Origin of the sequence: Kitasatospora sp. NPDC048239 (assembly GCF_043202015.1) — a bacterium.
In the GTDB taxonomy this organism is placed as follows: Bacteria; Actinomycetota; Actinomycetes; order Streptomycetales; family Streptomycetaceae; genus Kitasatospora.
This window is the reverse complement of the sequence record NZ_JBICZP010000002.1, coordinates 787430-807134: the sequence shown is the minus strand read 5'-3', so window position 1 is coordinate 807134 and position 19705 is coordinate 787430. Positions and strand designations below refer to the sequence as shown.

Here is a 19705-nt window from a genome sequence, read left to right as displayed (position 1 = left end):
CGCCCAACCCCGACCGACCCGGAAACACACACGGCGCGCCGGGGCCACAGGCGAAAAACCCGGCGGGCCGTGGCACGTCCGAGCAGATTACTCGTCGGTACCACGGCCCGCGCAAGACCCGGGGCCAACCCGGTGGAGGTCAGGACCGCTTTCGCCGGTTCGCCCGATCCCGCAGCCTGCGCACCAGAGGCAGCATCCCGACCGCGCCGACGGCACCGGCCACAGGCGGTACGAGCGGCGCGGCCGCCGACAGCCCCTTCTGGTCGAAGGTGCTCGGCACCGGCAGCGTCGCCCAGTGGTCGATCGGCCAGGCCACCACGAATGCGCGGCCGATCACCTCGTCCACCGGAACACTGCCGCCGCCCGGCTGGTCCATGTGGAAGCGGGAGTCCAGCGAGTCCGCACGGTGGTCGCCCATGACCCAGATCGAGTTGTTCGGCACCTTCACCGGACCGAACGGCTTGGTACCGCAGGGGGTGTTGCCGGGGAAGATGTACGGCTCGTCGAGTGCGATCCCGTTGACCTTGACCGGCCCCTCCCCCTCGCACTCGACGGTGTCCCCGCCGATCGCGATGACCCGCTTGATCAGGTCCTTCTCGTTGGCGGAGGGCATCAGGCCGACAAAGCTGAGGACGTCCTGAACGCCGCGGACAAAGGAGTTGTCGCTCTGCTGGACGGGCTCGTCGTTCAGCCAGCCGCCCGGGTCGTGGAACACCACGACCTCGCCACGCTCGGGCTCCGCGCCGAACCACGGCGTCAGCTTGTCGACCAGGACACGGTCGCCCACCTGCAGCGTGTTCTGCATCGACTCCGACGGAATGGAGAACGCCTGGACGAAGAACGTCTTGATCACAAGTGCCAGGACCAGCGCGATGCCGACCAGGATCGGCAGTTCCTTCCAGAAGGAACGCTGCTTCTGCTCCTTGGCGGGAGGTTCCTCAGCCGACTCGTCCACCGAACCCGCCTCGTCCCGGAAGGCATCCGAGGCATCGCCTGCGCTGTCGCCCGGTTCGTCGGCGGACTGGGCCGCCGCGTCCTCGGCGGACGCCGAAGCCACTGCGGACTCGGCCGACCGGGCCGCCCGGCTGCCGGAGCCCTCGGGCTCTCCGGCGCCTGAGCGGGCGCCGATCACCAAATCCCCCACAACGTCTCCTCCCAGCTGTGCGGACGCCTGCGCGCCCGCGCTCACAGTGCCGCACAGCGGGCACCACGTTCCAGCACCACCGACCGTAAGCCCGCCTCAGAGTTGCCCGTCATGGGCAGGTCTGACACCAGCACAGCCTGCGGAGCGGCCGCCATCTCGTACCGGCCGCTCCAGCACTTCTCTATCACTCCCGGGCATCCGGCCGGCGATCCCACACGCCCGGCCACGCCGCTCTCCGGTCGGCCCGCCCTACTCCGAGGACCGGCCCAGCCGGCGGACGACAAACGGAAGGATGCCCAACACACCCATAACGAGCGGAGGTTCCTTCGGAACCGGCCCAACGGCCACCGCGTTCGGCCCGGTTTCAGGGTCCGTCCGAGCCCGCGCCAGCGAGGAGAGTGAACCTGGCACATCAAGTTGATGGAACCGGTCCAACGGCCAGGCGATCACAAACGCCCGACCCACCACACCGCTCAACGGGATGGTGCCCTGCCCCGGATTGCCCATGTGGAAGCGGGAGTCCGCGGAAACGTCGCGGTGGTCGCCCATGACCCAGAGCCGCCCCTGCGGCACCTTCACCTTGAAGGGCTGCCTGGACGGCGGGTTGCCCGCCGCGAGGTAGGGCTCGTCCACCGCCGTGCCGTTGACGCTGATCCGCCCCTGGTCGTCACAGCATTCGACGGTGTCCCCACCGACACCGATCACCCGCTTGATCAGATCCTGCTCGCTGTCCGAGGGCAGCAGCCCGACGAAGGTGAGGACCTGCTTGGCTCCCCGAAGTACCGGACCGTCCGTCTCCGACTTGTGCTCGGCCTCCAGCCAGCCGCCCGGATCCTTGAACACCACCACGTCGCCGCGTTCCGGCTCGCTGCCGAACCAGGGGGTGAACTTGTCCACCAACACCCGGTCCCCGATCTGGATGGTCTGTTCCATCGAACCGGAGGGGATCACGAAGACCTGCACCATGAAGGTCTTCATCACCAGTGCGACCAGCAGTGCCACCACGACGATCAGCGGCACCTCGCGCAGGAGGGAGCGCTTGCGACGCCGGGCCGCCTTGCGGGCGGTGCGACGGCGTTCCGCCCGCCCCCGGGTTGCCGGCGACGCAGGGGTGGCAGGCCCCACCGCGCCGGCTGATCCCACCGAATCGGCAGGTCCTGCCGGGTCAGCGGCTTTGGCCCGGTCGGCGGAGGCCGCCGGATCACCGGAGGCCTCCGCGGCAGGACGGTCGGCCAGACGGCCTCTACCTCTGGTCCCCATGGCCACCGGTCCCCCCTGTCGCGGCGAAGGCCGCCGGACGGTCCAGGCTGCTCCAGTGGCCGATCGGGTAGACCACCCACTCCGCCCGCCCGATCACCTTGCTCTCGGGCACGAAACCGCCGCCGGGCTCGCCCAGGTGGTCGCGCGAATCGCGGGAAGCGCTGCGATGGTCCCCCATCATCCAGAGCCGGCCGGCCGGCACCACCACATCGAAGGCCACGTTCGAGGGTTCGTCTCCGGGGGCCAGGTAGGCCGACTCGTCGACCGGTACACCGTTGACGGTGATCCGCCCGCCGGGGCCGGTGCTGGTCACCCGGTCCCCGCCGACCCCGATGACGCGTTTGACGTAGACCGAGTTCCCGGCCGGGGCCAGTCCGAGGTCCCGCCCGAACGAGCGCAGTCCGTCCCAGAAGTCGTCCGGTTCATCCGACTCGCGGAGAAAGGAGCCCGTCCCGTCGAAGACGACCACGTCCCCGCGCTGGGGGTGCCCACCGAACGCGTAGGCCAGCTTGTTCGCGATCAGGCGGTCGCCGGGGTGCAGCGTGTTCTCCATCGACCCGGAGGGCACCGCGAACGGGCGCGCCACAAAGGCGTTCACCAGGAGCAGGGTCACCAGGCAGATGCCGACCAGCAGAAGCAGGTCTCGCGAGCGCGAGCGGGCCGGGGCCTCGACATCCTCCTCGGATACGTCGGGCTCCTCGCCGGCCTCCCCGTTGAGCGGCTCATCGGGCGCCTCATCGAGCTCGGACGTCACCGACCCGGCCGACTCACCGGGCTCCGCCGACTCCCCCACCTCGGCCGACTTCCCGGCCTCAGCCGACTTCCCGGCCTCGACGGCGGGCCTCTCCGAGGATTCCGCGCGCCCGGCGGCCTCCGACCCGCCGTCGGCGGCGGTCGCGGAAACGACCGCGGACCGCGACGGCGAGTCCGCACCGGTGGGTGCGGGACTGCCGTTGCGGTCCGCGATTGGTTCGTGCGTGCTCATCGGGGGGTGAGCTTACCGTGCGGCAGCCTGGCCCCGTCGAGCGTCCCGATCCCCTGGCAGAGCCAGAGGCCGGTGGATCAGCGGTCGCGCTTCTCCTTGATCTTCGCGGCCTTGCCGCGCAGGTCACGCAGGTAGTACAGCTTGGCGCGGCGAACCGCACCGCGGGTCACGACCTCGATCTTCTCGACGACCGGGGTGTGCACCGGGAAGGTGCGCTCCACGCCGACGTTGAAGCTGACCTTGCGGACGGTGAAGGTCTCACCGACGCCGGCGCCGTGGCGGCGGATGACGACGCCCTGGAAGACCTGGACACGGGAGCGGTTGCCCTCGATGACCCGGACGTGAACCTTCAGGGTGTCACCGGCGCGGAAGGCCGGGATGTCGGTACGCAGCGAAGCCGCGTCGACAGCAGCGAGCTTGTTGCTCATGTTGCTCTCCATCGCAGGCGCCACGGGCCGCCCACGGAAGTTCGTCACAATGGGGTGAGCTGCGGGCCGCATCGGTTGGCGATGATCCCCCCGTGGCGGGGGCACCGGACCACGTAACCCCTACGAGAGGGGCTCAGCGACAGACAGCAGCGGCCTATTCTTCCACATCACCGGCCACGGACCGAAATCGGCCGAGCTCCTCGTCCCAGGCCAGCCCGAGAATGCTGAGGGCCTCGCGCTCCTTCTTGTCGAAGGAGCCGTACTGCCAGCGCTCCACCAGGTCGGGGCGGTTCGCCAGGGTGCGGGCGAAGGCCTGCTCGCGCCGCCAGCGGGCGATCCGGCCGTGGTTGCCGCTGAGCAGCACGTCCGGCACAGTCCGTTCCCGCCACTCGGCGGGCTTGGTGTAGACCGGGCCCTCCAGGAGGTCGGCCATCGCGCCGGGGGCGAAGGAGTCGTCCCGGTGGGACTCGGCGTTGCCGAGCACACCGGGAAGCAGCCGGGCGATCGCCTCGACCATCACCAGCACGGCGACCTCGCCACCGGCCAGGACGTAGTCGCCGATCGACGCCTCGACCACCGGCATCCGGGTGGCGGCCTCCTCGATCACCCGCCGGTCGATGCCCTCGTAGCGCGCGGGGGTGAAGGCCAGCCACGAGCGGCTGGCGAGTTCCTGCGCGAGCTCCTGGGTGAAGGGCCTGCCGCTGGGGGTGGGCACCACCAGCGTGGGCACCTCGCCCTCGGGGCCCTGAGCCAGCACCGCGTCCAGGGCCTCGCCCCACGGCTCGGGCTTCATCACCATGCCGGGGCCGCCGCCGTACGGGCTGTCGTCCACCGTCCGGTGCACGTCGTGCGTCCAACCGCGCAGGTCGTGGACGTGCACGTCGAGCTGGCCGCGGGCGCGGGCCTTGCCGACCAGCGAGATGTTCAGCGGCTCGAGGTACTCGGGAAAGATCGTGACAACGTCTATCCGCATCCCACTCGACACCTCAGCAGTCTCGGCCGCCGAGGCCGCCGAGACGGTCGGAGCCGCCGAAACCACCGGAACCGCCGGACCCACCGAAGTCGCGTCCTCGGTCACCGCGACCCCTCCGAGTCCGCATCCACGTCCGAGCCCGCATCCGCGTCCTCAGCCGCGTCGGGGCCCTCCTCGGAGCCCTCCTCCGCGTCCCGGACGACGTCGGCCTGCTCCGGGTCGATCAGCCCGGGCGGCGGGTCGAGCACCGCACGCTGGTTCTCCAGGTCGATGGCCGGCACGATCCGGCTGACGAACGGCACCAGCACCTCCGTCCCGTCGGGCTTCTTCACCGTGAGCAGGTCCTGGTAGGGGAGGTGGACGATCTCCGTCAGCTCACCGACCGGGGTGCCGTCGAGCAGCACCACGTCCAGGCCGATCAGCTGGTGGTCGTAGTACTCCTCCGGGTCCTCCGGGCTCTCCTCCGGGTCGACCTCGGCGATCAGGATGGTGCCGCGCAGCGCCTCGGCACCGTTGCGGTCCTTGACGCCGGCGAAGCGCAGCAGCAGTCGGCCGCTGTGCACCTTGCCGGACTCGACGGTCAGCGGCCCGGCCGACGCGGGGTCGGTGAGCAGGACGGCACCGGGCCCGAGCCGGAGCTCCGGCTCGTCGGTGCGGACCTCGACGCTGACGTCCCCCTTGATGCCGTGGGCGCGGCCGATCTTGCCGACGACGAGCTGCACGGTGATCGTTCTCCTGGGTGAGTGCTGGTGCTAGGGAGGGCAGGTAAAGACGGGGCGGGCTGCGGCGGAACGCAGGGCGGGAAGGCCCGAGTGGTCCGGCAGCCGGGAAAGACAGAAGGCCGGCCGGGACGACATGCGTCCCGGCCGGCCTCAAGCCTGACGGCTGAACGAGCAGCTGCGTCAGCGAATGCTGTCCACGTCGACCAGGTCGACCCGGACGTTGCGACCGCCGAGGGCGCCGACCACGGTGCGCAGTGCGCGCGCCGTGCGGCCGCCCCGGCCGATCACCTTGCCGAGGTCATCGGGGTGCACGCGCACCTCGATGGTGTTGCCCCGACGCAGGTTGCGCGAGCGCACCTGCACCTCGTCGGGGTGCTCGACGATGCCCTTCACCAAGTGGTCGAGGGCGTCCTCGATCACGCTCAGGCCTCGACGGCGGCGTCGGCGTCAGCCTCGGCCTTGTCCGACTTCTTGGCCTTCGGGGTGATGGCAACACCGGTGGTGGCGTCCTCGAAGCCGGCGACGGCCTTCGCGAACAGGTGCGAGAAGTCCTCGACCTTGGGCTCGGCGACGAGCAGCGGGGCCGGAGCCGGCAGGCCCTTGTACTTCTGCCAGTCGCCGGTCAGCTTGAGGATCGCGAGAACCGGCTCGGTCGGCTGGGCGCCGACGGACAGCCAGTACTGGGCGCGGTCGCTGTCGACCTCGATCTTCGAGGGGTTGTAGGTCGGCTGGTAGATGCCGATCTCCTCGATCGCGCGACCGTCACGCTTGGTGCGGGAGTCCGCGACGACGATGCGGTAGTGCGGGGAGCGAATCTTGCCGAGACGCTTGAGCTTGATCTTGACTGCCACGGGAGTGGAATCTCCTGGTGTTGACGTGGGTGAACAGCGTCGCCATCGCGTGGGGTTGCGGGGCAAGCCGTTCAAGGGACACGCCAGCCGTAGGAGAGAGGGGTCCTGTCTCGGCTGCCGAGTACTCAGCTGTCCATTCTGCCATACCGGCGCGAAGCACCCTCACACGGCCATCACAGTCACCGGGCCGCGAACCCCGGACACCACACCTCGGACACCACACCTCGGACACCGGACACCGGACGCCAGGCCCCGGGCCCCGGGCCCCAGGCCCCAGGCCGCGAGCCTCGGACCCCGCACAGGCAGGCACCCGCCCAGCCCGGCCGGACAGCAGACACGCCGAACAGCAGAGCCGCCAAACAACAGATCGGCCTCAGAGCAGGTCCGACCGGGAGCCCCCGCTCCCGGTCAGCCCAACCACTGGAACACCGATGGATTGCCGATCACCCCGGACGGACCACTGCCCGCACAGCCGCCAACCGGATCCCGGCCCACCCGGGCGTCAACGCGACAGCCGCGAGAGGACCGCGAGGGAACCTACGCGATCTTGAACGGCTGCTGGCACGCGCCACAGACGATGGACGCCTGCGCGAGCACCGACGGCACCACCCGGACGTTGCGCCCGCAGCCGCAGACCGCCTTGACCCTGACGCCACCCCCGGAGGAGCCGTGTCGGGCGGCAGGACCGCGGAAGGCCCGTGTCGTGCCGTCGCCGGCCACCGCCTCCTGGTGGGCGCCGAGCGCCCTATCCAGGCGTTCGATGGTCTCCGCGTACCGCTCCTGCGTCTCCTTGAGCATGGTCACCTGGGAGAAGCCGCTGCTTGCGTGCGGTTCGACCGGGTGCGCCAGGCCCAGCTCCGAGGCAAGGAGCAGGAAGCGCCGGTTGTGGTAGCGGCCGGCCCGCGAGGTGTCCCGGATATCCCGGGCCGCGGCCAGACCGTGGGCGGCCTCGTGGAGAAGCCGCTCGAAACCGAGCCGCGTCCCGCAGGCCGAGGAGGACTCGCCGATCAACGCCTCGGGAGAGGCGAGGTCGGGGAGATCCTGATGGAAGGCCTGGATGTCGCTCCAGGCGGCGGCCAGTTCGGCCGCGAGAACGAGGGGCTGTGTCGTGCTCACGCTAGACCAACGATGGAGTGAGAGCCGATGTTCCGCGTGTTCCCGTTCCCCGGGAATTCCCAGGCAACTCTCAGGAATGTACGACTGCGCGCGAATTGCGCGCTCCGGATCTGACGCAAGACCAACCCCCTGCAGGTTTGGGCCCGTCGCAGCTCGGCGGGCCACGCAAATTCCGTCCGGGCGCGGGCTGTCGCCCCCAGGACGTACGGCCCGTGATCCTGTCGAGTTGACAGGGCCACGGGCCGTACACCGTACCGCTATTCCGTTAATACCGGCAGTTGACCGGCCAGTAGGCATGTCAACTGATGAGAGACCGTTGGACAGGCTTCACCGGTAACCGGAAATACTGCTCAGTAAGCTCGCGCGACGATCGCGATATTGCCTTCCTGATCGTCCGTCTGCGGCACCGAACCATCGGCGGCAATGATGCAGCGCACCGAGACGCTCTGCTCCGCCAGCTTGGCCTCGCCCTCCGGACCGAGGTCGGCCCAGGAAATGCGGCCCCAGCCGGTGGCGGCGGCCTCGGCGGCCTCCTCGATCGTCTTCACGTCCACCGTGCGGGCCTCGCGGCGCTCGCGGGACTGGCGCAGCAGCAGCGCCTGGTCCTCCTCCAGGATGCCCGGGAGCAGCTCCGCCAGGCCGTCGATCGCGACCGGCTCCTTGCCACCGGGGATCCGGCGGGCCAGCATCGCGGTGCCGTTCTCCAGGTCGCGCGGGCCGACCTCGATGCGCAGCGGCACACCCTTGAGCTCCCAGTCGACCGCACGGCGGCCGAACGGGGTGTCGGTGCGGTCGTCGACGACGACCCGGATGCCCGCGGCCTCCAGTCGGGCGCCGATCTCGCGGACCTTGGCGATCACCGCGTCGTCGCCCTTGATGGCGAGGACCACGGCCTGGACGGCGGCCAGGCGCGGGGGGACCCGCAGACCGTTGTCGTCGCCGTGGGACATGATCAGGCCGCCGACCATACGGGTCGAGACGCCCCAGGAGGTCTGCCAGACGTACTCGCGCTCGGCGCCCTGCAGCTGGTAGGTGGTGTTGAACGCCTTGGCGAAGTTCTGGCCCAGCTCGTGGCTGGTGCCCATCTGCAGCGCCTTGCCGTCGCCCATCATGCCCTCGAGGGTGAGGGTGTTGATGGCCCCGGCGAAGCGCTCCTTGGCGGTCTTGCGACCGAGCACCACGTCGATGCCGAGCACGTTGGTCATGAAGTCGCCGTAGACATCCGTGTGGATCATCGAGGCGTACTCACGGGCGTCCTCGTACGTGGCGTGGGCCGTGTGGCCCTCCTGCCAGAGGAACTCGGTGGTGCGCAGGAAGACGCGCGGGCGCAGCTCCCAGCGGACCACGTTGGCCCACTGGTTGATCAGCAGGGGCAGGTCGCGGTGGCTCTGCACCCACTTGGAGAAGTACTCGTTGATGATGGTCTCGGAGGTGGGCCGGACGACGACCGGCTCCTCCAGCTGCTTGCCGCCGCCGTGGGTGACGACCGCGAGCTCGGGGGCGAAGCCCTCGACGTGCTCCGCCTCCCTGGTCAGGTAGGACTGCGGGATGAACATCGGGAAGTAGGCGTTCTGGGCGCCGGCCTTCTTGATCCGGGCGTCCATCTCCTGCTGCATCCGCTCCCACAGGCCGTAGCCATACGGTCGGATGACCATGGTGCCGCGCACCGGACCGTTGTCGGCCAGCTCGGCCTTGTTGATGAGGTCCTGGTACCAGCGCGGGAAGTCGTCCGCCTGGGGGGTGAGAACGGGTGCCTTTGCCATGGGGCGAATGGTACGGGGATCAGGGCCCTGACTTCGAATCCGATACCTCGGCTCCCTCCCGGCCCTTGGCGCGATCCCGCCCGATCCATCCCGATCCTTCGCAGGATCCCTCGCTCGATCCGTCCCGATCCCTCATGCGATCCCGCCCAATCACTCGTGCGATCCCACCCGATTCCTCCCAATCACTCGCGATCCCACCCAATCCCTTGCGATCCGCTCGATCCCTCGCGATCCGACCGGTGGGATCGCAATCCGGCGGGATACATCGGGACCGAACGGGATCCGTCGGCCCGCGGAACGCCAGGGGGCGCACGACCGCGACACGCGCGCACCACCCTGCACCCCTCTGGACGCCGCGCCCGAGCCGCTGTTCGCTGGAGTGGGGCGGGACTTTGGGGGAGCCGTAGCAGGACACCGAAGGACCGGATGGGAGGCCGCGATGGCTTCAGCTCGGGTGACCGGCACAACCGCACGACCAGCAGGTGCTCGACCAGCAGGCGCACGCCCGCACGACCCGCACGACCCGCACGCCGCGACGCGTCCGGCGGCACACACGACGGCACACACGACGGCACACACGACGGCACTCACCGCAGCGCACACGGCAACGCACCTGTCGGCACACCCGGAGCCGTGCCCGGGAGCGCACTCGGCGACACCGTCCGCGGCCTGCGGCATCACCGGACCGACCGCCGGACCGACCGCCGGGCAGGCCGCCGGACCGACGCGGGCGCGGGACTGGGCGGAGATCCAGGAACGGATGCTGGTGCCCCTCTACGAGTCGGTCTACGACCGGCTGGAGGTGGGCCCGGCGACCAGCGTGCTCGGTCTGGGCTGCCGCTCCGGGCTGGCCCTGCTGCTGGCCTCCGGACGGGGTGCACAGGTGGCCGGCCTGGAGCCGGAGGCGGAGCTGCGCGAGCTGGCGCGGGGCCGCAGCCTGCAGGTCGGCGCAGGCCCCCGGTCGGCGGCCGCGGTCCCCCGCTCGGCCCATTCGCTCGTCACCGTTTTCGAGCAGTTGCCGGGATCGTCGGATCCCCGCCGGGTGGTGGCCGAAGCCGCCCGGCTGACGCTCCCCGGCGGACACGTGGTGCTGGCCGCCTGGGGGCCGCCGGAGCGCTGCGAGAGCGCCTCCGTCCTGGACGTCGCCCGCCGGATGGCCGGCCGCACCACCGCGCGCGACCCGTTCGAGCTGAGTACGCCGGGCGCCCTGGAGGACCTGCTCACCGGAGCCGCCCTGCGCCCGGCCGGCAGCGGCCGGGTGAGCTGCCCGTTCGCGTACCCGGACCTGGACAGCGCGGTGCGCGGGCTGCTCTCCACCGGTCTGTACGAGGCGGCGGCGGAGTTCTCGGGCCTGCCACTGGTGGCGAAGGAGCTGGAGGAGGCACTGCACCCGTACCTGCGGCCGGACGGCACCGTCCGGATGGAGAACCTCTTCCGCTACCTGATCGCCGAGCGGCCCCGCTGACCACCCGGGACCGATCACCTGCGGCCTGACCACACAGCAGGGGGCGTGCGCCACCCGGCACACGCCCCCAGCACCCCCGACGGCCCCGATCCCGGCCCCGGCGTCCACCCGACCCCAGGAGCCCCCACCCGACCCCAGGAACCCCCAGGGCCCCCAGGACCCCCAGAAACCCCACCCGAACGGCTCAGGCCTGGTCGTGCACCTTCCGCGGCACCCCGGCGGCCCGGTAGGCCCCCTCCTCGTCCAGCGTCTCGGCCTCCAGCAGCGCCGCCGCCAGCGCGTCCAACCGCTCCCGCTGCTCCGTCAGCAGCCGCACCGCTTCGTCGTAGCACTCGGAGACGATCCGCCGGGCCTCCTCGTCCACCGCGTCCAGCGTGGTCGGCGCGGCGGACAGCCCGTACGCGCCCTGCGGGTCGGCGGGTACGGCGGTGAGCCGGCCGACCCGTTCGCTCATCCCCCAGCGGCCGGCCATCCCCCGGGCGATGTTGGTGACCTGTTCCAGGTCGCTCTCCGCGCCGGTGGTGACGACCCCGTAGACCACCTGCTCGGCGGCCATCCCGCCGAGCGCACCGATGATCCGACCGCGCAGGTAGGACTCGGTGTAGGAGTACCGGTCGGTCTCGGGCGTGGAGAGGGTGACGCCGAGCGCCCGGCCGCGCGGCACGATGGTGATCTTGCGGACCGGGTCGGCGCCCGGCTGGAGCATGCCGAGCAGGGCGTGGCCACTCTCGTGGTACGCGGTGCGCTCCCGTTCGCCCTGCGGCATCACCAGCGGTCGGACGGCGCCGAGCTGGACCTTCTCCAGCGCGTCGGAGAGGTCCCGCTCCCCCACCGCGTCCTGCTCGCGCTTGACGGCCAGCAGGGCGGCCTCGTTGACCAGGTTGGCCAGCTCGGCTCCGGTCATCCCGGGGGTGACCTTGGCCAGCCGGCCGAGGTCGGCGTCGCCGCCCAGGGGCACGGACCGGGCGTGGATCCGCAGGATCGCCGCCCGGCCGTCCCGGTCCGGCGGGCTGACGGTGATCCGGCGGTCGAACCGGCCGGGGCGCAGCAGGGCCGGGTCGAGGACGTCCACCCGGTTGGTCGCGGCGATCACGATGACGCCCTCGGAGCCGGTGAACCCGTCCATCTCGGTGAGGATCTGGTTGAGCGTCTGCTCGCGCTCGTCGTGACCGCCCATGCCACCGCCGCCGCCGCGCTGGCGGCCGATGGTGTCGATCTCGTCGATGAAGACGATCGCGGGGGCGACCTTGCGGGCCTCGGCGAAGAGGTCCCGCACCCGGCTGGCGCCGACGCCGACGATCATCTCGATGAACTCGGAGGCGGAGGCGGAGAAGAACGGCACGTCGGCCTCGCCGGCCACGGCCCGGGCGAGCAGGGTCTTGCCGGTGCCGGGCGGGCCGCTGAGCAGGACGCCGCGCGGCATCTTGGCGCCGAGCCTGCGGTACCGCTCCGGGTTCTTCAGGAAGTCGACGACCTCGGTGAGTTCGGCCTCGACCTCGTCGATGCCGGCCACGTCGGCGAAGGTGGTGCGCTTGCCGGGCTCGGCGGTGATCGGCTTGGGCGGGGCCTTGCGGCCGAGCGCGCCGGCCCCCATGCCGCCGGCCATCCGCCGGGCGAGCAGTACCCAGACCAGGATCAGCAGCAGCATCGGGGCGAGCGAGATCAGCAGGTTGGCGAGGAAGCTGCGCTGCTGGACCACCGGTTCGGCGGTGACCTCGACGCCCTGCTGCTGCAGGGTGGTCCAGAGGTTGTCCCCGGCGAAGACCGGGCGCTGGGTGTCGAACTCGGTGTACGTGCCCTTGGCGCCGTCCGGCTTGGGCTCGGCGCTCTTGAGGGTGCCCTCGATCGCGTCGCCCTTGGAGTAGATCTTGGTGATGTTGCCCTTGTTCAGCTGGTTGTTGAACTCGGTGTAGGAGATCGTGGTGGCGCCGCCGTTGCCGAGGAAGGACAGCAGCAGGTCGGAGATCAGGAACACCACGAGCGCGGTGAGGATGAGGCCCATCCAGCCGCCGGGCATCTTTCGGCGCGGAGGCGGCGGGGGCGGGGCGCCCTCGGACCGCCAGGGCTGGTCGGGGGTCTGGCGCGGCGGCACGGGATCGGTCACCCATCGGACAATACGGACACCCGCTCAGGTGATCCATCTGCAACGCCGCGCCCGAGGCCCCCCTGGCCGGGCCCTACTCCCCCAGGCCGGGCCACTCCTCCGCGGTCAGCGCGAACCGCTCGTGGTCCCGCCAGGCGCCCTTCAGGAACAGCATCCGCGGCGTGAAGCCCTCGTGCCGGAAGCCCAGCCGCCGCGCCAGCGCGATCGAGCGCTCGTTGTCCGGCTGCACGTTGATCTCCAGCCGGTGCAGTCCGAGCCCGCCCGCCGCGGCCGGGGCGAAGCAGTGCTCCAGCACCAGCCGCATGCCCTCGGCCATCCGGCCCGTCCCGGCGAACGGCAGATACGCGTCGTAGCCGAGCGCGCCGTTGCAGAACCGGCCCATCACGATGTTGGCGACGTTCACCTTGCCGACGAGCCCGCCGCTGCCCTGATCGACGACCAGAAAGGTCCGCAGGCCCGGCCCCTGGCGCTCCAGGAGCTCGGGCAGCCCGTTCGGCTCGACCGGGTTCCACCGCCCGATGTGCTCGGCGGACCGTCGGACCGCCTCGGCGTACGCCACCTCGTCCTCGGCCCTCGGGGCCCTGATCGTCACTCTCACCGCACCATCATCGGACATCCGAACGGCCCGCCGCCCGGTGCGTACCGGGCGGCGGGCCGTTCGGAGCCGTGACGGGCCCGAAGCCGGTCCGGGGTCGGCGGTGACCGACGACAGGCGGGCCGGCGCCCGGTACGCACCGGGCGGCGGGCGGGCCGACGACGGGCGGACCGGGAACAGCCGGGCCGACAGGACCGGCAGCCGTCCCCGACCGCAGGACCTGCGACAGGACCTACAGCAGGTCCTTGAACTCCTTGGGCAGCTGGAAGTCGGCCGGGCCCTTGCCCGCTCCGAGACCGAACGCGCCACCGGGGGCCTGCTGGTCGGCCGCGCCCGGGCCGAGGGCGCGGCGCTCGGCGGCCGCGGCCTCCTCCTGCGCGCGCTTCAGCGGGTTGCCGGACTTCTTGCGACCCTTGGCCGCCGGGGCCTTCTTGGCGGACTTCTTCCCGCCGCCGCCCATGCCCGGGATGCCCGGCATACCGGGGATGCCCTTGCCGGAGGCCATCGCGGACATCATCTTGCGGGCCTCGAAGAACCGCTCGACCAGGTTGTTGACCTCGCCGACGCCGACACCCGAGCCCTTGGCGATACGCAGGCGGCGCGAGCCGTTGATGATCTTCGGGTCGGTCCGCTCGGCCGGGGTCATCGACTTGATGATGGCGCCGACGCGGTCGACGTCCCTGTCGTCGATGTTGTTGATCTGCTCGCGGATCTGGCCCATGCCGGGCAGCATGCCCAGCAGCTTGGAGATCGAGCCCATCTTGCGGACCTGCTCCAGCTGGTCCAGGAAGTCGTCGAGCGTGAAGTCCTTGCCGCCGCCCTGCAGCTTGGAGGCGATCTTCTCGGCCTCGGCCTGCGAGAAGGTCTGCTCGGCCTTCTCGATCAGGGAGAGCACGTCGCCCATGCCGAGGATGCGCGAGGCCATCCGGTCCGGGTGGAAGGCGTCGAAGTCGTCGACCTTCTCGCCGTTGGAGGCGAACATGATCTGGCGGCCGGTGACGTGCGCGACCGACAGCGCGGCACCACCGCGGGCGTCGCCGTCGAGCTTGGACAGCACCACACCGGTGAAGTCGACGCCGTCGAGGAAGGCCTGCGCGGTGGTGACCGCGTCCTGGCCGATCATCGCGTCGACGACGAACAGGACCTCGTCCGGGTTGACCGCGGCCCGGATGTCGGCGGCCTGCTGCATCAGCTCGGCGTCGATGCCGAGGCGACCGGCGGTGTCGACGATGACGACGTCGTACTGCTTCTGCTTGGCGTACTCGATCGAGTCGCGGGCGACCTGCACCGGGTCGCCGACACCGTTGCCCGGCTGCGGGCCGTAGAAGGAGACGCCGGCGCGGTCGGCGACGACCTGGAGCTGGTTGACGGCGTTCGGGCGCTGGAGGTCGCAGGCGACCAGCAGCGGGGTGTGCTTCTGCGTCTTCAGCCAGTGGCCGAGCTTGCCCGCCAGGGTGGTCTTACCGGCACCCTGGAGGCCGGCCAGCATGATCACCGTCGGGCCGTTCTTGGCGAACTTCACCCGGCGGGTCTCGCCACCGAGGATGGCGATGAGCTCCTCGTTGACGATCTTGATGATCTGCTGCGCCGGGTTCAGCGCACCGGAGACCTCGGAGCCGAGCGCCCGCTCCTTGATCTGCTTGATGAAGGCCCGCACGACCGGCAGCGCGACGTCCGCCTCCAGCAGCGCGATGCGGATCTCGCGGGTGGTGGCGTCGATGTCCGCCTCGCTGAGGCGGCCCTTGCCCCGGAGGTTCTTGAACGTCGCTGCGAGGCGATCGGAAAGGGTGTCGAACACGTCGTCGCGGGTCCCTTGCGGCATCGGTATGAGTACGGTCGTCGCCCCCAAGGGTATCCGGCCGCCCTGGCAACGGTCTCCACCCCCGGGTGGACCGTCCTGGAAGCGCTCAGCCGAGCGCGGCCCGCACGGCCGCCGCGACCTCCCCCGCGCGCTGCGCCGCCAGCGGCCGACCGGCCTCGTCGGTCAGGTAGAAGGAGTCGACGGCGTCCGCTCCGAGGGTGCTGACGTGCGCGGTCCGTACCCGCACGCCGGCGCCGTCCAGCGCCCGGCCGATCCGGTGCAGCAGGCCGGGGGCGTCATGGGCGCGGACCTCCAGCACCGTGGCGCTCGCCGAGACGACGGCCGGCGCGACCGCGACCACCGGCGGCGGCGTGGGGATGCCTCGCCGCCGGGGGGCCGCCGCGTCCCGCTCGGCGAGCCGGCGCGAGACGTCCAGCGTGCCGTCCAGCGCCCGGCGCAGGTCGGCCCGCAGCCGGGCCGCCTCCGGCAGCTCGCCGAACTCGGCGGCCACCGTCCAGGACAGCAGCAGCACCGCGCCCGCGCCGATCGGGTCCAGCTCCCGCAGACCCGCCTTCCGGACGGTCAGCCGGTGCAGCGCGAGCACCCCGGCCACCGTGCCGAGCAGGCCGGGCCGGTCCGGCACCGCCAGCGTGAGCTCGACGCCCATCGGCTCGGGGTGCTGCACGGCCTCGCCGGGCACCACCGAGCCGTACGGAACACCGCCGTCCGGGCCGCTCTGGGCCAGCAGCGAGAGCGCCGGCCCACCCGTCCGGGCGGCCTCCACCGCCAGCCGCTCCTGCTCGGCCGTCGGCTCGGCGTCCGCCGTGTGCGGACCCGCCGGGCCGGACCCCTGGGCCGGCCGGCCGCCCGCCAGCTGGGCGGCCACCCGCGCCGCCAGCCCGTCCACCAGCGAGGCCCGCCAGCTGCTCCAGGCCGCCGGACCGGTCGCGGTGGCGTCGGCCTCGGTCAGCGCGTGCAGCAGCTCCAGCTGGGGCAGGTCGGCGACCACCTTGGTGATCGCCTCCACGGTGGCCGGATCGTCCGGGTCCCGCCGGGTCGCGGTGTCGACCAGGGTCAGGTGGTGGCGCACCAGCACCGCCAGGGTCTCGGTGTCCTCCCGGTCGAAGCCCATCCGCACGGCCACGTCCCGGACGATCACCTCGCCCGCCTCGCTGTGGTCCCCCGGCCAGCCCTTGCCGAGGTCGTGCAGCAGGGCGGCGACCAGCAGCAGGTCGGGCCGGGACACCCGGCGGGTCATCGCGGCGGCGCGCACCGCCGTCTCCACCAGATGGCGGTCCACCGTCCAGCGGTGCACCGCGTTGCGCTGCGGTCGGCAGCGCACCCGCTCCCAGTCCGGCAGCAGCCGGGTGATCAGGCCCTCCGCCTCCAGCGCCTCCCAGACCGGGATGCAGGCCTCGCCCGCGCCCAGCAGGGTGACCAGCTGCTCGCGCGCCTCGTCCGGCCAGGGCACCGGCAGGGGCCGGCACTCGGCGGCCAGCCGGCGCACCGTCGCGTACGAGATGGTGAGGCCGTTCTGGGCGGCGGCGGCCGCGGCGCGCAGCGGCAGCACCGGGTCGGCGGCCGGGCGGGCGCCCTGGGCGAGCACCGCCTCGCCGTCCTGCTCGACCACGCCCTCGGCGAGCGGGCGGCGGTCCACCGTGCCCCGGGCCACCGCGCCCGAGCCGCGGCCGGCCCCGGTGAACGGGAAGGACAGCCGTGAGGAGCGCCGGCCCCGGGCGGAGCGGGCCGCGAGCACCCGGTCCACCGCCCGCCAGGTGACATCGCTCGCGTAGGCGATGGTGCGGGCGGCCTCGTACACCTGGCGCAGCAGGGTGTCGGCGTCGAGCACCCCGAGCCGTTCGGCCACCTGGTCCTGGTCCTGGAGGCTGAGCCGTTCGGTGGCGCGGCCGGTGGCCAGGTGCAGGGCGTCGCGGACGTCGGCCAGCCGGAGTGCGGCGGCCTCCAGGCCGTCGCGCGGGGCGTCGGCCAGCCAGGTGGCGGCGATGGCGTTGAGCGCGACGACGTCCCGCAGGCCGCCCCTGGCCTCCTTGAGGTCGGGCTCCAGCAGGAAGGACAGCTCGCCGTGGCGCTCGGCCCGCTCGCGTCCGAGTTCGCGCAGCTCGGGCAGCCGCCGGGGGGCGCCGGCGCGCCAGTCGGCGAGGACGGCGGAGCGCAGGGCGGCGGTGAGCGCCGGGTCGCCGGCGATGTGGCGGGCGTCCAGCAGGCCGAGCTGCGCCTTGAGGTCGGCGGCGGCGACGTCGCGGGCCTGGGCCAGGGTGCGTACCGAGTGGTCGAGGGCGGCGCCGGTGTCCCAGACCGGGTACCAGATGCGCTCGGGCAGGGCCGGGTCGAGCGGGCCGTCGTGCAGCAGCAGCACGTCGAGGTCGCTGCGCGGGGAGAGCTCACCGCGGCCGTAGCCGCCGACCGCGACCAGGGCGACCCCGGCCGGGTGGCCGGCCTCGGCCAGCAGACCGGCCAGCCACTCGTCGGTGAGCCGGGACAGGGCGGCCCGGCGGGCGCTGCCCCCGGGGCCGGGCGCGGCCAGCAGCGCGGCCCTGGCGGCGGTGTGGTCGAGGAGGCCGTGGTCGGGGGACCCCTGCCGCTCACCGGCGGGCGGGGAGGGCGGGTCGGCTTCGGTGGTCATTGGTTCTCCCCGTCCGTCGTCCGGTTGAGCAGGAGCCGCTGATACGCCGTCGGCGGACCGGCGACCGTGGACCGGTCGCAGGCCCGCCTGCGGTGTTCGAGTGGAGCCGATGTTAGAGGGCGTCGGGGCCGCGTTCGCCGGTCCGGACCCGGACGGCGGTGTCGACCGGGATGCTCCAGACCTTGCCGTCGCCGATCTTGCCGGTCCGGGCGGCCTTCACGAGGACGTCGATCAGCTGCTCGGCGTCCTCGTCCTCCACCAGGACCTCGATTCTGACCTTGGGCACCAGGTCCACGGTGTACTCCGCGCCCCGGTAGACCTCGGTGTGTCCGCGCTGGCGGCCGTAGCCGCTGGCCTCGGTCACGGTCAGTCCGTGCACGCCGAAGGCCTGCAGGGCGGCCTTCACGTCGTCCAGGCGGTGCGGCTTGATGACCGCGGTGATGAGCTTCATCAGGCGTCGACCTCGGTCTTCTCGGTGCGTGATCCGGTACCGGCCGCGGTACCGGCCGTCGGGGCGGCGGGGGCGGCGACCACGGCCACGGCCGGGGCCGGGGTGGTCCTGGCCAGGCTGGCGCCCACCGCGCTGAAGTCGTACGCGGACTCGGCGTGCTCGGTCTGGTCGATGCCGGCGACCTCGACCTCCTCGGCGACCCGGAACCCGACGGTCTTGTCGATCGCCTTGGCGAGCAGCCAGGAGAGCACGAAGGAGTACGCGGCGACCACGGCCACGCCCATCGCCTGCTTGCCCAGCTGCTCCAGGCCGCCGCCGTAGAACAGGCCCTTGGCGCTCTGGCCGACCGTGCCGGTGGCGAACAGGCCGACCAGCAGCGAGCCGACCGCCCCGCCGACCGCGTGCACGCCGACCACGTCGAGCGAGTCGTCGAAGCCGAAGCGGTACTTGAGGCTGATCGCGGCGGCGCAGACGGCGCCCGCGATCAGGCCGATCGCGACCGCGCCGAGCGGGCTGACCGAGCCGCAGGCCGGGGTGATGGCGACCAGTCCGGCCACCGCACCGGAGGCGGCGCCCAGCGTGGTGAACGCGCCGTGCCGCAGCTTCTCGTAGATCAGCCAGCCGATCAGCGCGGCCCCGGTGGCCACCTGGGTGTTGACCAGCGCCATCGCGGCGACGCCGTTGGCGGCCAGCGCCGAGCCCGCGTTGAAGCCGAACCAGCCGAACCACAGCAGCCCGGAGCCGAGCATCACCAGCGGCAGGCTGTGCGGGCGCATCGGGTCCTTCCGGAAGCCGACCCGCTTGCCCAGCACCAGGCAGAGGGCCAGGCCCGCGACACCGGCGTTGATGTGCACGGCCGTGCCGCCGGCGAAGTCGATCACGCCGTTGCGGTCGCCGAGCCAGCCGCCCTCGCCGCCGTCGAAGAAGAAGACCCAGTGCGCGACCGGGAAGTAGACCACGGTCACCCAGAGCGCGATGAACAGGCCCCAGGCGGTGAACTTGGCGCGGTCCGCGATGGCGCCGCTGATCAGCGCCGGGGTGATGATCGCGAACATCAGCTGGAAGGCGGAGAACGCGGTGACCGGGATCGTCCCGGTCAGGTCGTTCAGGCCGACGCCGTGCATGCCGATGAAGTCCAGGTTGCCGATCAGGCCGGCCCCCGCGTCGGGGCCGAAGCTGAGCGAGTACCCGTAGAGGACCCAGAGGACGCTGACGATGCCCAGCGAGATGAAGCTCATCGCCAGCATGTTGAGCACGCTCTTGACCCTGACCATGCCCCCGTAGAAGAAGGCCAGGCCCGGGGTCATCAACATGACCAGGGCCGCACTGATGAGCACGAAGGCGGTATCGCCCGCGCTGAAGCCGTCCGGCATCGGCGTCTCCTCATGAATGGAAGCCGCTCC

At 71.9% G+C, this 19705-nt stretch carries 17 protein-coding genes; 1 reads left to right on the top strand and 16 read right to left on the bottom strand.

What is annotated here, in order from left to right:
• Nucleotides 1–139: 139 nt before the first annotated feature.
• The 10 genes from lepB (ACGFZP_RS07610) to proS form a co-directional block, all read right to left on the bottom strand.
• Nucleotides 140–1144 (bottom strand): signal peptidase I, encoded by a 1005-nt coding sequence (gene lepB, locus ACGFZP_RS07610; protein WP_392929568.1) that lies wholly within the window; start codon nt 1142–1144, stop codon nt 140–142.
• A gap of 249 nt (nt 1145–1393) precedes the next feature.
• Complete coding sequence (gene lepB, locus ACGFZP_RS07605; RefSeq protein ID WP_392929567.1) at nt 1394–2164, bottom strand: signal peptidase I; 771 nt, start codon at nt 2162–2164, stop codon at nt 1394–1396.
• A 223-nt stretch (nt 2165–2387) separates the two neighbouring features.
• Complete coding sequence (gene lepB, locus ACGFZP_RS07600) at nt 2388–3389, bottom strand: signal peptidase I (protein ID WP_392929564.1); 1002 nt, start codon at nt 3387–3389, stop codon at nt 2388–2390.
• A gap of 77 nt (nt 3390–3466) precedes the next feature.
• Nucleotides 3467–3817 carry a 50S ribosomal protein L19 gene (gene rplS / locus ACGFZP_RS07595; protein WP_030243502.1) on the bottom strand — a complete coding sequence of 117 codons (351 nt, stop codon included), beginning with the start codon at nt 3815–3817 and terminating at the stop codon, nt 3467–3469.
• Nucleotides 3818–3971: 154 nt separating this feature from the next.
• The gene (gene trmD, locus ACGFZP_RS07590; RefSeq protein WP_392929562.1) at nt 3972–4790 is read right to left on the bottom strand and encodes a tRNA (guanosine(37)-N1)-methyltransferase TrmD; all 819 of its coding nucleotides are present in this window, start codon (nt 4788–4790) and stop codon (nt 3972–3974) included.
• Nucleotides 4791–4891: 101 nt separating this feature from the next.
• The gene (rimM, locus tag ACGFZP_RS07585; RefSeq protein ID WP_392929560.1) at nt 4892–5512 is read right to left on the bottom strand and encodes a ribosome maturation factor RimM; all 621 of its coding nucleotides are present in this window, start codon (nt 5510–5512) and stop codon (nt 4892–4894) included.
• Between the two features lie 180 nt (nt 5513–5692).
• Nucleotides 5693–5932: an RNA-binding protein gene (locus ACGFZP_RS07580; protein WP_030306741.1), complete on the bottom strand. Its 240-nt coding sequence runs from the start codon at nt 5930–5932 to the stop codon at nt 5693–5695.
• Between the two features lie 2 nt (nt 5933–5934).
• The gene (gene rpsP, locus ACGFZP_RS07575) at nt 5935–6363 is read right to left on the bottom strand and encodes a 30S ribosomal protein S16 (RefSeq protein WP_392929556.1); all 429 of its coding nucleotides are present in this window, start codon (nt 6361–6363) and stop codon (nt 5935–5937) included.
• A gap of 537 nt (nt 6364–6900) precedes the next feature.
• Entirely contained in the window at nt 6901–7479 is a 579-nt protein-coding gene (locus tag ACGFZP_RS07570; RefSeq protein ID WP_387950280.1) for a hypothetical protein, read from the bottom strand.
• Nucleotides 7480–7829: 350 nt separating this feature from the next.
• On the bottom strand, nt 7830–9242 hold the full coding sequence (proS, locus tag ACGFZP_RS07565; protein ID WP_392929554.1) for a proline--tRNA ligase: 1413 nt from the start codon (nt 9240–9242) through the stop codon (nt 7830–7832).
• A gap of 760 nt (nt 9243–10002) precedes the next feature.
• Between proS and ACGFZP_RS07560 the strand changes: the two genes are divergently transcribed.
• Nucleotides 10003–10707 (top strand): class I SAM-dependent methyltransferase, encoded by a 705-nt coding sequence (locus ACGFZP_RS07560; protein ID WP_392929552.1) that lies wholly within the window; start codon nt 10003–10005, stop codon nt 10705–10707.
• Nucleotides 10708–10891: 184 nt separating this feature from the next.
• On the opposite strand, the gene ftsH is transcribed toward ACGFZP_RS07560, so the two are convergent.
• From ftsH to ACGFZP_RS07530, 6 genes are all read right to left on the bottom strand, one after another.
• A complete protein-coding gene (ftsH, locus tag ACGFZP_RS07555) occupies nt 10892–12811 on the bottom strand; it encodes an ATP-dependent zinc metalloprotease FtsH (RefSeq protein WP_392929550.1) in 1920 nt (639 codons plus the stop codon).
• Between the two features lie 73 nt (nt 12812–12884).
• Nucleotides 12885–13427: a GNAT family N-acetyltransferase gene (locus tag ACGFZP_RS07550; protein WP_392929548.1), complete on the bottom strand. Its 543-nt coding sequence runs from the start codon at nt 13425–13427 to the stop codon at nt 12885–12887.
• Nucleotides 13428–13638: 211 nt separating this feature from the next.
• Nucleotides 13639–15204 carry a signal recognition particle protein gene (gene ffh, locus ACGFZP_RS07545; protein WP_392929688.1) on the bottom strand — a complete coding sequence of 522 codons (1566 nt, stop codon included), beginning with the start codon at nt 15202–15204 and terminating at the stop codon, nt 13639–13641.
• Between the two features lie 109 nt (nt 15205–15313).
• Nucleotides 15314–17851 carry a [protein-PII] uridylyltransferase gene (locus tag ACGFZP_RS07540; protein ID WP_392929546.1) on the bottom strand — a complete coding sequence of 846 codons (2538 nt, stop codon included), beginning with the start codon at nt 17849–17851 and terminating at the stop codon, nt 15314–15316.
• Nucleotides 17852–17963: 112 nt separating this feature from the next.
• The gene (locus ACGFZP_RS07535) at nt 17964–18302 is read right to left on the bottom strand and encodes a P-II family nitrogen regulator (protein ID WP_392929544.1); all 339 of its coding nucleotides are present in this window, start codon (nt 18300–18302) and stop codon (nt 17964–17966) included.
• Nucleotides 18302–19675: an ammonium transporter gene (locus ACGFZP_RS07530; RefSeq protein ID WP_392929542.1), complete on the bottom strand. Its 1374-nt coding sequence runs from the start codon at nt 19673–19675 to the stop codon at nt 18302–18304. The genes ACGFZP_RS07535 and ACGFZP_RS07530 overlap by 1 nt, the downstream gene beginning before the upstream one ends.
• Nucleotides 19676–19705: the final 30 nt, after the last annotated feature.